The following is a 13,377-nucleotide window of genomic DNA, read 5'->3' as shown; positions in this document are numbered from 1 at the left end:
TATCAGGCCTACAATCGAGTGATGGACCGTAGGCCTGATAAGACGCATCGCGTCGACATCATGCAGATTAATCAGGCATTCAACGGGTTCATTTCTTCCCGCCGCAGCATTTGACACAACGCGATCAGCGGCAAACCTACCAAGGTATTTGGGTCACGACCCTCCAGGCGTTCAAAGAGTGCAATACCTAACCCTTCACTTTTGAAACTACCTGCACAATGGAGCGGACGCTCTTTGCGCAGATAATCGTCAATTTCCGCCTCGCTTAAATGACGGAAATGGACGTCAAAAGGTTCTACTTCAGTTTGTAAATGTCCGCTCGCAGAATTATACAGCGCCAGTCCGGTGTAAAACGTCACAATATTGCCACGGGCTTTGAGTAACTGTTGGCGCGCATTTTCTTCTGTTAATGGTTTGCCGGTTATTTCACCATCAAGAACACAAATTTGATCGGAGCCAATAATCAGATGCGAGGGATAACGGTGGGCGAGTGATTGTGCTTTTTGCTGCGCCAGTCGCAACACCAGATGACGCGGCGCCTCGCCTGGTAATGGTGTTTCATCAACCTCTGGTGCTGCGCATTCGAACGGAATTGCCAGTTTTTCGAGTAAAGCGCGACGCCAGGGAGAGGTGGAAGCAAGAATAAGTTGAGGCATATTTTTTCCCTCGCATATAGCGTATTGATGAGAGCCATTTTAAACTATGGACTTCGACCTACAAGCTGGCTGTAGTGGCTTGTCTTGAGCGATTTTAAGTCGATGACCCGCAATGTGTGCGAATTATTGGCAAAAGGCAACCACAGGCTGCCTTTTTCTTTGACTATATGACGTTACAAAGTTAATATGCGCGCCCTATGCAAAAGGTAAAATTACCCCTGACTCTTGATCCGGTTCGTACGGCTCAGAAACGCCTCGATTATGAAGGTATCTATACTTCTGATCTGGTTGAGCGCGTCGCCGATTCTGTAGTCAGTGTGGACAGTGATGTGGAATGCTCCATGTCGTTCGCTATCGATAACCAGCGTCTCGCCGTTATAACCGGTGATGCGAAGGTATCGGTTACGCTCGAATGTCAGCGTTGCGGGAAACCGTTTCCACTTCATGTTCACACAACATATTGTTTTAGTCCTGTCCGTTCTGACGAGCAGGCTGAAGCACTCCCGGAAGCGTATGAGCCGATTGAGGTTAACGAATTCGGTGAAATCGATCTGCTTGCAATGGTTGAAGATGAGATTATCCTCTCCTTGCCGGTAGTTCCGGTGCATGATTCTGAACACTGTGAAGTGTCCGAGGCGGACATGGTCTTTGGCGAATTGCCTGATGAAGCGCAAAAACCAAACCCATTTGCCGTATTAGCCAGCTTAAAGCGTAAGTAATTGAGGAGTAAGGTCCATGGCCGTACAACAGAATAAACCAACCCGTTCCAAACGTGGCATGCGTCGTTCTCATGACGCTCTGACCGCAGTCACCAGCCTGTCTGTAGACAAAACTTCTGGTGAACAACACCTGCGTCACCACATCACTGCCGACGGTTTCTACCGTGGCCGTAAGGTAATCGCTAAGTAATCACGCATGACTCAATGGCTTTCCACCGCTGGTGAGAAAGACAAAGAGTGAACGCGTGATGAAGCTTAGTGAGGCTTTCCCCGGGTAACTGGGGAAACACCTAACCGGGCAGCGACGATACCTTGACACGTCTAACCCTGGCGTTAGATGTCATGGGGGGAGATTTTGGCCCTACCGTGACAGTGCCTGCAGCATTGCAGGCACTGAATTCTAATTCGCAACTCACACTTCTTTTAGTCGGGGATCCCGATACAATCACGCCATTACTTGCCAAAGCTGACTTCGAACAACGTTCGCGTCTGCAGATTATCCCTGCTCAGTCAGTTATTGCCAGTGATGCCCGGCCCTCGCAAGCTATTCGCGCCAGTCGTGGAAGCTCAATGCGTGTTGCCCTGGAGCTCGTGAAAGAAGGTCAGGCACAAGCTTGTGTCAGCGCCGGTAATACGGGCGCACTGATGGGACTTGCGAAGTTATTGCTCAAACCCCTTGAGGGGATTGAGCGTCCGGCGTTGGTGACGGTTTTACCGCATCAGCAAAAGGGCAAAACGGTGGTGCTGGATTTGGGCGCCAACGTAGATTGTGATAGCACGATGTTGGTGCAATTTGCCGTCATGGGTTCCGTGCTGGCAGAAGAGGTTGTTGGCATTGCCAATCCTCGCGTAGCGTTACTCAACATCGGCGAAGAAGAAACGAAAGGTCTCGACAGTATTCGAGATGCTTCAGCTGTGCTAAAAACAATCCCTTCCATTAATTATATCGGCTATCTTGAAGCCAATGAGTTACTGACTGGCAAAACCGATGTGTTGGTCTGTGACGGCTTTACAGGTAATGTCACATTAAAGACGATGGAAGGTGTTGTCAGAATGTTCCTTTCACTGCTGAAATCTCAGGGTGAGGGCAAAAAACGGTCGTGGTGGCTTCTGTTATTAAAACGTTGGTTACAAAAAAGCCTGACAAGGCGATTTAGTCACCTCAACCCCGACCAGTATAATGGCGCCTGTCTGTTAGGATTGCGCGGCACGGTGATTAAGAGTCATGGTGCGGCCAATCAGCGAGCATTTGAAGTCGCGATTGAACAGGCAGTGCAGGCGGTGCAGCGACAAGTTCCTCAGCGAATTGCCGCTCGCCTGGAATCTGTATACCCAGCTGGATTCGAACTGCTGGACGGTGGCGAAAGCGCAACCTCACGAGCACACAGATAACGGTGCGTTTGTGAATGTGGCCAACGTATCAGCGATTTGCTCGTGGCGGTATATAACCAAAAAGTGACTGAGCGTACATGTATACGAAGATTATTGGTACTGGCAGCTATCTGCCTGAACAAGTGCGTACTAACGCCGATTTGGAAAAAATGGTTGAGACATCTGATGAGTGGATCGTCACTCGTACAGGTATCCGTGAACGCCATATTGCAGCGCCAAATGAAACAGTTGCGACGATGGGCTTTGCCGCCGCAAACCGTGCGATTGAAATGGCGGGCATCGACAAAGAGCAAATTGGTCTGATTGTGGTTGCTACCACATCATCCACTCACGCATTTCCAAGCGCGGCGTGCCAGATCCAAAGTATGCTGGAGATCAAAGGCTGTCCGGCGTTTGACGTTGCAGCAGCTTGCGCTGGTTTCACTTACGCCCTGAGCGTTGCCGACCAGTATGTTAAATCTGGCGCAGTTAAGCATGCTCTGGTCGTTGGCTCTGATGTTCTGGCGCGCACCTGTGATCCAACCGATCGCGGAACGATCATCATTTTCGGTGATGGGGCGGGCGCGGTTGTACTGAGCGCATCAGAAGAGCCAGGCATTCTCTCCACGCATCTGCACGCTGACGGTCGCTATGGCGAACTGTTGACGCTGCCTAACGCCGATCGCGTGAACCCAGAAAACCCGATCCATCTGACGATGGCGGGTAACGAAGTATTTAAAGTCGCGGTGACCGAGCTTGCGCACATCGTTGATGAAACGCTGGAAGCCAATAATCTCGACCGTTCTGCGCTGGACTGGCTGGTACCGCATCAGGCTAACCTGCGCATTATCAGCGCGACAGCTAAAAAGCTGGGTATGTCGATGGATAATGTTGTCGTGACGCTCGACAGACATGGTAATACCTCTGCTGCCTCCGTACCGTGCGCGCTGGACGAAGCCGTCCGCGACGGGCGTATTAAAGCTGGGCAGTTGATATTGCTTGAAGCCTTCGGGGGTGGATTCACCTGGGGCTCCGCGCTGGTTCGTTTCTAGTATAAGGATTTAAACATGACGCAATTTGCATTTGTGTTTCCGGGGCAGGGTTCCCAGACCGTTGGGATGTTGTCTGAAATGGCAGCAAACTACCCAATTGTTGAAGAAACATTTGCTGAAGCATCAGCTGCGCTGGGCTATGATCTGTGGGCGTTGACTCAGCAGGGGCCGGCCGAAGAACTGAATAAAACCTGGCAGACGCAGCCAGCGCTATTGACCGCATCTGTCGCGCTTTACCGCGTATGGCAGCAGCAGGGTGGTAAAACACCTGCGCTGATGGCGGGTCACAGCCTGGGCGAATATTCTGCGCTGGTCTGCGCAGGCGTGATCGCATTTGCTGATGCCGTACGTCTGGTAGAACTGCGCGGTAAGTTCATGCAGGAAGCTGTACCAGAAGGCACAGGCGGTATGTCTGCGATTATCGGTCTTGATGATGCGTCTATCGCTAAAGCATGTGAAGAGTCAGCAGAAGGTCAGGTTGTTTCTCCGGTTAACTTCAACTCGCCAGGCCAGGTGGTTATCGCGGGTCATAAAGAAGCGGTTGAACGTGCGGGCGCTGCCTGTAAAGCTGCGGGTGCGAAACGTGCTCTGCCACTGCCAGTTAGCGTGCCGTCTCACTGTGCGCTGATGAAGCCTGCTGCTGAGAAACTGGCCGTTGAGCTGCAGAAAATCACCTTTAACGCACCGACAGTTCCGGTCGTGAACAACGTCGATGTGAAGTGTGAAACCACGGCAGACGCAATTCGCGATGCGCTGGTTCGTCAGCTGTATAGCCCGGTTCAGTGGACTAAAACCGTTGAATTTATGGCATCCCAGGGCGTAGAGCACCTGTATGAAGTCGGTCCGGGTAAAGTTCTGACCGGTTTGACGAAACGTATTGTTGACACCCTGACTGCTTCGGCACTGAATGAGCCGGCGGCACTGTCTGCGGCGCTAGAGCAATAAAAGAGGAAGACCATGAGTTTTGAAGGAAAAATCGCGCTGGTTACCGGTGCAAGCCGTGGCATTGGCCGCGCAATTGCTGAGACACTCGTTGCCCGTGGCGCGAAAGTTATCGGTACTGCTACCAGCGAAAGCGGCGCGCAGGCCATTAGCGATTATTTAGGTGCAAATGGTAAAGGTCTGATGTTGAATGTGACCGATCCTGCATCTATCGAATCTGTTCTGGAAAATATTCGCGCAGAATTTGGTGAAGTCGATATCCTGGTCAATAATGCCGGGATTACTCGTGATAACCTGTTAATGCGCATGAAAGATGACGAGTGGAACGATATCATTGAAACCAACCTGTCATCTGTTTTCCGTCTGTCAAAAGCGGTAATGCGAGCTATGATGAAAAAGCGTCATGGGCGTATTATCACTATCGGTTCTGTGGTTGGTACCATGGGAAATGCAGGTCAGGCTAACTACGCTGCGGCGAAAGCGGGTCTGATCGGCTTCAGTAAATCACTGGCGCGCGAAGTTGCGTCTCGTGGCATTACTGTAAACGTTGTTGCTCCGGGCTTTATTGAAACGGACATGACGCGTGCGCTGTCTGATGATCAGCGTGCGGGTATTCTGGCGCAGGTTCCTGCGGGTCGCCTTGGCGGCGCTCAGGAAATCGCCAGTGCGGTTGCATTTTTAGCTTCTGACGAAGCAAGTTACATCACAGGTGAGACTTTGCACGTCAACGGCGGGATGTACATGGTTTAACCACGATTGAAAAATATTTGCGTTATTAGGGTGAATGGCCTCAAAATAGCGCAAAATCGTGGTAAGACCTGCCGGGATTTAGTTGCAAATTTTTCAACATTTTATACACTACGAAAACCATCGCGAAAGCGAGTTTTGATAGGAAATTTAAGAGTATGAGCACTATCGAAGAACGCGTTAAGAAAATTATCGGCGAACAGCTGGGCGTTAAGCAGGAAGAAGTAACCAACAATGCTTCCTTCGTTGAAGACCTGGGCGCAGATTCTCTTGACACCGTTGAGCTGGTAATGGCTCTGGAAGAAGAGTTTGATACTGAGATTCCGGACGAAGAAGCTGAGAAAATCACTACCGTTCAGGCTGCCATTGATTACATCAACGGCCACCAGGCGTAAGTGAACATCTCCAGGCGGTCATTCGACCGCCTGAGTTTTATCTTTTTATCCCACTTGAATTATTTTCCCTCCCTGGAGGACAACCGTGTCTAAGCGTCGTGTAGTTGTGACCGGACTGGGCATGTTGTCTCCTGTCGGCAATACCGTAGAGTCTACCTGGAAAGCTCTCCTTGCCGGTCAGAGTGGCATCAGCCTGATCGACCATTTCGATACTAGCGCCTATGCAACGAAATTTGCTGGCTTAGTAAAGGATTTTAACTGTGAAGACATTATCTCGCGCAAAGAACAGCGCAAGATGGATGCTTTCATTCAATATGGAATTGTCGCTGGCGTTCAGGCCATGCAGGATTCTGGCCTCGAAATAACGGAAGAGAACGCCCACCGTATTGGCGCCGCTATCGGCTCTGGTATTGGCGGTCTCGGTCTTATCGAAGAAAACCATACCTCTCTGGTAAATGGTGGACCGCGTAAGATCAGCCCGTTCTTCGTTCCGTCGACGATTGTTAACATGGTGGCAGGTCACCTGACCATCATGTACGGCCTGCAAGGGCCAAGCATCTCCATCGCGACCGCCTGTACTTCAGGCGTGCATAACATCGGTCATGCCGCACGTATCATTGCATACGGGGATGCGGACGCGATGGTTGCGGGTGGTGCAGAAAAAGCCAGTACGCCGCTGGGCGTGGGTGGTTTTGGCGCGGCACGTGCGCTGTCTACACGTAATGATAACCCGCAAGCGGCAAGCCGTCCGTGGGACAAAGAACGTGATGGCTTTGTGCTGGGCGACGGCGCAGGCATGGTTGTACTGGAAGAGTACGAACATGCGAAAGCGCGCGGTGCAAAAATCTATGCTGAAGTCGTTGGCTTCGGTATGAGCAGTGATGCTTACCACATGACGTCACCACCGGAAAACGGTGCAGGTGCTGCGCTGGCAATGGTCAACGCGCTGCGTGATGCGGCTATCGAAGCGGGTCAGATTGGCTATGTCAACGCGCATGGTACGTCTACGCCTGCAGGCGATAAAGCAGAAACCCAAGCAGTGAAATCTGTCTTTGGTGATGCGGCAAGCCGTGTAATGGTAAGCTCCACCAAATCTATGACCGGACACCTGTTGGGTGCGGCGGGCGCGGTAGAGTCTATTTTCTCTATCCTGGCGCTGCGCGATCAGGCTATTCCGCCAACCATCAACCTGGATAATCCGGATGAAGGTTGTGATCTGGACTTCGTACCTCACGAAGCGCGTCAGGTTAGTGGTCTGGAGTATGCGCTGTGTAACTCCTTTGGCTTCGGTGGTACCAACGGCTCTTTGATCTTTAAAAAGATTTAAGCCCGTTAGGTGATGCGCTAGCATCGATAGCAAATTGAAAAGGTCCGCTTGTCGGGCCTTTTTTTATTCGGTTTTCCGCCCTTGTCCTGTGTTACTCATCCTGCCAAACTAGCGGACCAGAAATAAGGAGCCACCATGTTCTTAATTAATGGCTGCGAGCAGAATATGCTGGCAGCAAGCGATCGAGCGACCCAATTTGGTGATGGCTGTTTTACCACTGCCTGTATTATCGACGGCGAAATCCCTCTCTTTGCAGCGCATCTTGAGCGTTTACAAGACGCTTGCCAAAAACTGCTGATCTCTTTTGAAAATTGGTCCGAGCTGCAAAATGAAATGAAAATGCTGGCGAAAGGGCACGTACGCGGGGTGTTGAAAGTGATTATCAGCCGTGGCAGTGGAGGCCGGGGCTACAGTGGCAAAAATTGTCACAGCGCCACACGCATCCTCTCCGTTTCAGCCTGGCCCGTTCATTACGATCGTTGGCGGCAAGATGGCATTATGCTGGCGCTAAGCCCAGTACGTCTGGGACGTAATCCACTGCTTGCCGGGCTTAAACATCTGAATCGACTGGAGCAGGTGTTGATTCGCTCTCATCTTGAACAGACGGACGCAGATGAAGCACTGGTTCTTGACAGCGAGGGATGGGTTACGGAATGCTGTGCGGCTAATTTGTTCTGGCGTAAAGGTGATGTGGTTTACACGCCCCGCCTGGATCAGGCCGGAGTAAACGGCATTATGCGACAATTCTGTATCCGGATGCTGGCACAATCGCCATTCAGTATTGTCGAAGTGTATGCCGGGTTGGAGGAGGTTATGCAGGCTGATGAAATCGTCGTCTGTAACGCGTTAATGCCCATTATTCCCGTGCGTGCCTGTGGCGACACATTGCTGTCTTCACGTTTGTTATTCGATTTTTTAGCCCCACTTTGTGAGCACCCGAATTAGTCATGAAAAAACTGTTACTCGTTGTCCTGTTATTGCTGGTTGTGCTGGGCATTGCCGCGGGAGTGGGAATGTGGAAAGTTCGCCATCTGGCGGACAGTAAATTATTGATTAAAGAAGAGACGATTTTTACGCTGAAAGCGGGGACGGGCCGCCTGGCCCTGGGCGAACAGCTGTATGCGGACAAGGTTATTAACCGTCCGCGCGTGTTCCAATGGCTGCTGCGTGTGGAACCCGAACTGTCGCATTTTAAGGCCGGAACCTACCGTTTTACACCCGACATGACGGTTCGGGATATGCTGCAACTGCTGGAAAGCGGAAAAGAGGCGCAGTTCCCGTTACGTCTGGTTGAAGGGATGCGCCTAAGCGATTACCTGAAACAGCTGCGCGATGCCCCGTATATCAAACATACGTTAAGCGACGATAGCTATGAGACCGTGGCCCAGGCGCTGAAGCTGGAAAACCCGCAATGGGTGGAAGGTTGGTTCTGGCCAGATACCTGGATGTATACCGCCAATACGACTGACGTAGCGTTGCTAAAACGCGCGCATCAGAAAATGGTTAAAGCGGTGGATACTGTCTGGGAAGGACGCGCTGATGGCCTGCCTTATCAGGACAAAAATCAGCTGGTAACTATGGCTTCTATTATTGAAAAAGAGACTGCGGTTGCCAGCGAGCGTGACCAGGTGGCTTCGGTGTTTATTAACCGTTTACGTATTGGTATGCGTTTACAAACCGATCCAACGGTGATTTACGGTATGGGGTCACGGTATAATGGCAAATTGTCGCGTGTGGATTTAGACACCCCGACCGCTTATAACACCTATACCATTACAGGACTGCCACCTGGCCCGATTGCCATGCCGGGAGAGGCATCATTGCAGGCCGCGGCACATCCGGCAAAAACGCCGTATCTTTATTTTGTGGCTGACGGTAAAGGTGGCCACACGTTTAACACCAATCTTGCCAGCCACAACCGGTCCGTGCAGGATTACCTGAAAGTGCTTAAGGAAAAAAATGGGCAGTAACTATATCGTCATCGAGGGCCTGGAAGGCGCCGGAAAAACCACCGCGCGTAACGTAGTGGTAGAGACACTTGAGCAACTCGGTATTCGTGACATGGTTTTCACCCGCGAACCTGGCGGCACGCAGCTGGCTGAGAAACTAAGAAGCCTGGTGCTGGACATTAAGTCGGTGGGTGACGAGGTTATCACTGACAAAGCCGAAGTTCTGATGTTTTACGCCGCGCGCGTACAGCTGGTCGAAACCGTTATTAAACCTGCGCTGGCGAAAGGCGCGTGGGTAATTGGCGATCGTCACGATCTGTCGACTCAAGCGTATCAGGGCGGCGGACGCGGCATCGATCAAAACATGCTGGCAACCCTGCGCGATGCAGTGCTCGGCGATTTTCGCCCGGATCTGACTATCTATCTGGATGTGACACCAGAAGTCGGGTTGAAGCGTGCACGCGCACGCGGCGAGCTGGATCGTATTGAGCAGGAATCTTTCGATTTCTTTAATCGTACCCGCGCGCGCTATCTTGAGCTGGCTGCCAAAGACGCCAGCATTCGCACTATAGACGCTACGCAGCCGCTGGAGGCTGTGATGGCTGATATTCGCAATACCATCACCCAATGGGTGAAGGAGCAGGGCGCATGAAATGGTACCCATGGTTACGACCGGATTTTGAAAAACTGGTGGCCAGCTACCAGGCGGGTCGTGGTCACCATGCGTTACTGATTCAGGCGTTACCCGGAATGGGCGACGACGCGCTTATTTACGCCCTCAGCCGCTATTTAATGTGCCAGCAGCCGGAAGGACATAAAAGCTGCGGACAGTGCCGTGGCTGTCAGCTGATGCAGGCGGGGACACACCCTGACTACTATTCGCTGCTGCCAGAAAAAGGCAAAAGCTCGCTGGGGGTTGATGCTGTACGCGAAGTCAGTGAAAAGCTGTACGAGCATTCGCGTCTCGGCGGTGCGAAGGTCGTGTGGATCCCTGATGCCGCCCAGTTAACCGATGCTGCCGCCAATGCCCTGTTGAAAACGCTGGAAGAACCCCCGGCACAGACCTGGTTTTTCCTCGCCAGCACAGAGCCAGCTCGTTTGCTGGCGACATTACGCAGCCGTTGTCGGTTACATCATCTTGCGCCACCTCCGGAGTCGTATGCTATCTCCTGGCTTGCTCGTGAAGTGACTGCGTCGTCAGAAGCGCTGCTTAGCGCGTTACGTCTAAGTGCCGGTTCGCCAGGCGCGGCACTCACGCTGTTACAGGCTGAAAGCTGGGCACACCGTACAGATTTTTGTGCGGCACTGGTGAATACATTAAACGCCGGTGATTGGTATATCTTGCTCGCGGCGTTAAACCATGATCAGGCTGCCGCCCGTTTACACTGGCTGGCAACGTTGTTTACGGATGCGTTGAAACGTCCGTATGGGATTGCCCATTTAACCAATCCCGATGCCCTGGACCTGATATCTTCCATCGCAGAACGGTTATCCGTTGCCCAGATACAGGCGATACTCGGTGACGTTTGTCATTGCCGTCAGCAGTTGCTGAACGTGACGGGCGTAAACCGCGAGCTGGTATTAACCGATCTTATTCTTCGTATTGAGCATTACCTGCAACCAGGCACCGTACTGCCTGTTCCCCATCTTTGAGAGAGACATTATGTTTTTAGTCGACTCACACTGCCATCTTGATGGCCTGGATTATCAATCTCTGCATAAGGACGTGGACGACGTGCTGGCGAAAGCGGCCGCACGCGATGTGAAATTCTGTCTTGCCGTTGCAACCACCTTGCCAGGATACCGCAGTATGCGTGAACTGGTTGGTGAGCGTGACAATGTGGTTTTTTCCTGCGGCGTGCATCCGTTAAATCAGGATGAAACCTATGATGTTGAGGAGCTGCGTCGTTTTGCCGCCGAAGAGGGGGTTGTGGCGATGGGAGAAACCGGGCTGGACTATTTTTACACGCCGGAAACAAAGGTGCGCCAGCAGGAATCTTTTATCCACCATATTCAGATTGGCCGTGAGTTACAGAAGCCAGTTATCGTGCATACCCGCGATGCGCGAGCCGACACGCTGTCTATTCTGCGCGAAGAAAAAGTGACGGATTGTGGCGGCGTACTACACTGTTTTACAGAGGACAGAGAAACGGCGGGCAAATTACTGGACCTTGGATTCTATATCTCGTTTTCCGGCATCGTCACGTTCCGAAATGCAGAGCAGCTCCGTGATGCCGCCCGCTATGTTCCTCTGGACCGGTTATTGGTCGAGACGGATTCTCCCTACCTTGCGCCTGTACCGCATCGTGGAAAAGAGAACCAGCCCGCCATGACTCGTGACGTTGCAGAGTACATGGCCGTAGTGAAAGGTGTTGCCGTTGAAGAACTGGCGCAGGCAACCACTGATAACTTTGCCCGCCTGTTTCACATCGACGCTTCTCGCCTGCAATCTGTTCGTTAACTGACTTTTTTTAAAGCTCGTAATTAATCACTAATGCGAGTAAAGTTCACCGCCACAAAATGGGCGGTGAATAACCAGCTTGACACATTCAGAAACGCATTTTATCGGAATGTGCGGATTTTGCGGCCATTCACGACTGAACTGTGATAGCCGTCAAACAAAAACAAACTGAATTATTTTACTCTGTGTAATAAATAAAGGGTACTTAGATGCCCTGTACACGGCGAGGTTCTCCCCCCTCGCTAATGCGTGAGAACGTAGAAAAGCACAAATACTCAGGAGCACTCCTAATTATGTTTAAGAATGCATTTGCTAACCTGCAAAAGGTCGGTAAATCGCTGATGCTGCCGGTATCCGTACTCCCAATTGCAGGTATCCTGCTGGGCGTCGGTTCCGCTAACTTCAGCTGGCTGCCAGCCGTTGTATCGCACGTAATGGCAGAAGCGGGCGGTTCTGTTTTTGCGAACATGCCGCTGATTTTTGCTATCGGTGTTGCATTAGGCTTCACTAATAATGACGGTGTATCTGCACTGGCATCCGTTGTTGCTTACGGCATCATGGTTAAGACCATGGCTGTAGTTGCGCCGCTGGTTCTGCATTTACCTGCTGAAGAGATCGCAGCTAAACACCTTGCTGATACGGGTGTTCTCGGGGGGATTATCTCCGGTGCGATTGCAGCGTATATGTTCAACCGCTTCTACCGTATTAAATTGCCTGAGTATCTTGGCTTCTTTGCGGGTAAGCGCTTCGTTCCTATCATTTCTGGTCTGGCTGCTATCTTCACAGGTGTGGTTCTGTCCTTCATTTGGCCACCAATCGGTACTGCTATTCAGACGTTCTCCCAGTGGGCTGCATACCAGAACCCGGTCGTGGCGTTCGGTATCTATGGCTTCATTGAACGCTGCCTGGTGCCGTTTGGTCTGCACCATATCTGGAACGTCCCATTCCAGATGCAGATCGGTGAATACACCAACGCTGCAGGTCAGGTGTTCCACGGCGACATCCCTCGCTATATGGCGGGTGACCCGACTGCGGGCAAACTGTCCGGTGGCTTCCTGTTCAAAATGTACGGTCTGCCAGCTGCTGCTATCGCTATCTGGCACTCTGCTAAACCAGAAAACCGCGCGAAAGTGGGCGGTATCATGATCTCCGCGGCGCTGACCTCGTTCCTGACCGGTATTACCGAGCCGATCGAGTTCTCCTTCATGTTCGTGGCGCCGATCCTGTACATCATCCACGCGATTCTGGCTGGTCTGGCATTCCCGATCTGTATCCTGCTGGGTATGCGTGACGGTACGTCGTTCTCCCACGGTCTGATCGACTTTATCGTTCTTTCCGGTAACAGCAGCAAACTGTGGCTGTTCCCGATTGTCGGTATCGGTTATGCGATTGTTTACTACACCATCTTCCGTGTGCTGATCAAAGCGCTGGACCTGAAAACTCCGGGTCGTGAAGATGCCACCGAAGACAGCAAAGCAGGTGCGTCAGGCGAAATGGCTCCGGCTCTGGTTGCGGCGTTCGGCGGTAAAGAAAACATCACTAACCTTGATGCGTGTATCACCCGTCTGCGTGTCAGCGTGGCTGACGTTGCCAAAGTGGATCAGGCTGGCCTGAAGAAACTGGGTGCGGCGGGCGTTGTGGTAGCTGGTTCCGGTGTTCAGGCGATTTTCGGTACTAAGTCCGATAACCTGAAAACTGAAATGGATGAGTACATCCGTAACAGCTAAGCAGTAAGAAATTGGGGAGAACTAAGGCAGC

The 13,377-nt window shown here is 51.8% G+C and carries 15 protein-coding genes; 14 read left to right on the top strand and 1 reads right to left on the bottom strand.

What is annotated here, in order from left to right; all coding sequences use genetic code 11:
* Window positions 1–71 precede the first annotated feature (71 nt).
* The gene (locus tag GFB57_RS18610) at window positions 72–656 is read right to left on the bottom strand and encodes a nucleoside triphosphate pyrophosphatase (protein ID WP_003036231.1); all 585 of its coding nucleotides are present in this window, start codon (window positions 654–656) and stop codon (window positions 72–74) included.
* A 197-nt stretch (window positions 657–853) separates the two neighbouring features.
* On the opposite strand from GFB57_RS18610, the gene yceD reads away from it, so the two are divergent.
* The 14 genes from yceD to ptsG all read left to right on the top strand — a co-directional run bounded on the left by yceD (window position 854) and on the right by ptsG (window position 13,346).
* Window positions 854–1,375, top strand: coding sequence for a 23S rRNA accumulation protein YceD (gene yceD / locus GFB57_RS18605; RefSeq protein WP_003036239.1), 522 nt, complete (start codon window positions 854–856; stop codon window positions 1,373–1,375).
* Window positions 1,376–1,391: 16 nt separating this feature from the next.
* On the top strand, window positions 1,392–1,565 hold the full coding sequence (rpmF, locus tag GFB57_RS18600) for a 50S ribosomal protein L32 (RefSeq protein ID WP_003036242.1): 174 nt from the start codon (window positions 1,392–1,394) through the stop codon (window positions 1,563–1,565).
* A gap of 122 nt (window positions 1,566–1,687) precedes the next feature.
* Window positions 1,688–2,767 carry a phosphate acyltransferase PlsX gene (gene plsX, locus GFB57_RS18595; RefSeq protein WP_003846798.1) on the top strand — a complete coding sequence of 360 codons (1,080 nt, stop codon included), beginning with the start codon at window positions 1,688–1,690 and terminating at the stop codon, window positions 2,765–2,767.
* Between the two features lie 77 nt (window positions 2,768–2,844).
* Complete coding sequence (gene fabH / locus GFB57_RS18590) at window positions 2,845–3,798, top strand: beta-ketoacyl-ACP synthase III (RefSeq protein WP_003036247.1); 954 nt, start codon at window positions 2,845–2,847, stop codon at window positions 3,796–3,798.
* Window positions 3,799–3,813: 15 nt separating this feature from the next.
* Window positions 3,814–4,743 (top strand): ACP S-malonyltransferase, encoded by a 930-nt coding sequence (gene fabD / locus GFB57_RS18585; protein ID WP_008320343.1) that lies wholly within the window; start codon window positions 3,814–3,816, stop codon window positions 4,741–4,743.
* 12 nt (window positions 4,744–4,755) lie between these two features.
* Complete coding sequence (fabG, locus tag GFB57_RS18580; protein ID WP_003036255.1) at window positions 4,756–5,490, top strand: 3-oxoacyl-ACP reductase FabG; 735 nt, start codon at window positions 4,756–4,758, stop codon at window positions 5,488–5,490.
* 155 nt (window positions 5,491–5,645) lie between these two features.
* Window positions 5,646–5,882 carry an acyl carrier protein gene (gene acpP / locus GFB57_RS18575; RefSeq protein ID WP_000103754.1) on the top strand — a complete coding sequence of 79 codons (237 nt, stop codon included), beginning with the start codon at window positions 5,646–5,648 and terminating at the stop codon, window positions 5,880–5,882.
* Window positions 5,883–5,967: 85 nt separating this feature from the next.
* Complete coding sequence (gene fabF, locus GFB57_RS18570) at window positions 5,968–7,209, top strand: beta-ketoacyl-ACP synthase II (RefSeq protein WP_003036260.1); 1,242 nt, start codon at window positions 5,968–5,970, stop codon at window positions 7,207–7,209.
* A gap of 135 nt (window positions 7,210–7,344) precedes the next feature.
* A complete protein-coding gene (pabC, locus tag GFB57_RS18565) occupies window positions 7,345–8,154 on the top strand; it encodes an aminodeoxychorismate lyase (protein ID WP_003036263.1) in 810 nt (269 codons plus the stop codon).
* A gap of 2 nt (window positions 8,155–8,156) precedes the next feature.
* Window positions 8,157–9,179, top strand: a complete 1,023-nt coding sequence (gene yceG, locus GFB57_RS18560) for a cell division protein YceG (RefSeq protein ID WP_003036266.1) — start codon at window positions 8,157–8,159, stop codon at window positions 9,177–9,179.
* Complete coding sequence (gene tmk / locus GFB57_RS18555; protein WP_003036268.1) at window positions 9,169–9,810, top strand: dTMP kinase; 642 nt, start codon at window positions 9,169–9,171, stop codon at window positions 9,808–9,810. The genes yceG and tmk overlap by 11 nt, the downstream gene beginning before the upstream one ends.
* Complete coding sequence (gene holB, locus GFB57_RS18550; protein WP_003036270.1) at window positions 9,807–10,811, top strand: DNA polymerase III subunit delta'; 1,005 nt, start codon at window positions 9,807–9,809, stop codon at window positions 10,809–10,811. The genes tmk and holB overlap by 4 nt, the downstream gene beginning before the upstream one ends.
* Before the next feature lie 10 nt (window positions 10,812–10,821).
* Window positions 10,822–11,619, top strand: coding sequence for a metal-dependent hydrolase (locus GFB57_RS18545; RefSeq protein WP_003036276.1), 798 nt, complete (start codon window positions 10,822–10,824; stop codon window positions 11,617–11,619).
* Between the two features lie 293 nt (window positions 11,620–11,912).
* A complete protein-coding gene (ptsG, locus tag GFB57_RS18540) occupies window positions 11,913–13,346 on the top strand; it encodes a PTS glucose transporter subunit IIBC (protein WP_003036277.1) in 1,434 nt (477 codons plus the stop codon).
* Window positions 13,347–13,377 lie beyond the last annotated feature (31 nt).

Source organism: Citrobacter sp. S39, from assembly GCF_009495675.1.
GTDB lineage: Bacteria > Pseudomonadota > Gammaproteobacteria > Enterobacterales > Enterobacteriaceae > Citrobacter > Citrobacter freundii.
Note: the sequence above shows the minus strand (reverse complement) of the source record. Positions and strands in the feature narration are given on the sequence as shown.

What these genes read in the sequence shown, in the direction of transcription:
- GFB57_RS18610 (WP_003036231.1), bottom strand. Translation starts at nt 656, where the DNA reads ATGCCTCAACTTATTCTTGCTTCCACCTCTCCCTGGCGTCGCGCTTTA.
- yceD (WP_003036239.1), top strand. Translation starts at nt 854, where the DNA reads ATGCAAAAGGTAAAATTACCCCTGACTCTTGATCCGGTTCGTACGGCT.
- rpmF (WP_003036242.1), top strand. Translation starts at nt 1,392, where the DNA reads ATGGCCGTACAACAGAATAAACCAACCCGTTCCAAACGTGGCATGCGT.
- fabH (WP_003036247.1), top strand. Translation starts at nt 2,845, where the DNA reads ATGTATACGAAGATTATTGGTACTGGCAGCTATCTGCCTGAACAAGTG.
- fabD (WP_008320343.1), top strand. Translation starts at nt 3,814, where the DNA reads ATGACGCAATTTGCATTTGTGTTTCCGGGGCAGGGTTCCCAGACCGTT.
- fabG (WP_003036255.1), top strand. Translation starts at nt 4,756, where the DNA reads ATGAGTTTTGAAGGAAAAATCGCGCTGGTTACCGGTGCAAGCCGTGGC.
- acpP (WP_000103754.1), top strand. Translation starts at nt 5,646, where the DNA reads ATGAGCACTATCGAAGAACGCGTTAAGAAAATTATCGGCGAACAGCTG.
- pabC (WP_003036263.1), top strand. Translation starts at nt 7,345, where the DNA reads ATGTTCTTAATTAATGGCTGCGAGCAGAATATGCTGGCAGCAAGCGAT.
- yceG (WP_003036266.1), top strand. Translation starts at nt 8,157, where the DNA reads ATGAAAAAACTGTTACTCGTTGTCCTGTTATTGCTGGTTGTGCTGGGC.
- tmk (WP_003036268.1), top strand. Translation starts at nt 9,169, where the DNA reads ATGGGCAGTAACTATATCGTCATCGAGGGCCTGGAAGGCGCCGGAAAA.
- holB (WP_003036270.1), top strand. Translation starts at nt 9,807, where the DNA reads ATGAAATGGTACCCATGGTTACGACCGGATTTTGAAAAACTGGTGGCC.
- GFB57_RS18545 (WP_003036276.1), top strand. Translation starts at nt 10,822, where the DNA reads ATGTTTTTAGTCGACTCACACTGCCATCTTGATGGCCTGGATTATCAA.
- ptsG (WP_003036277.1), top strand. Translation starts at nt 11,913, where the DNA reads ATGTTTAAGAATGCATTTGCTAACCTGCAAAAGGTCGGTAAATCGCTG.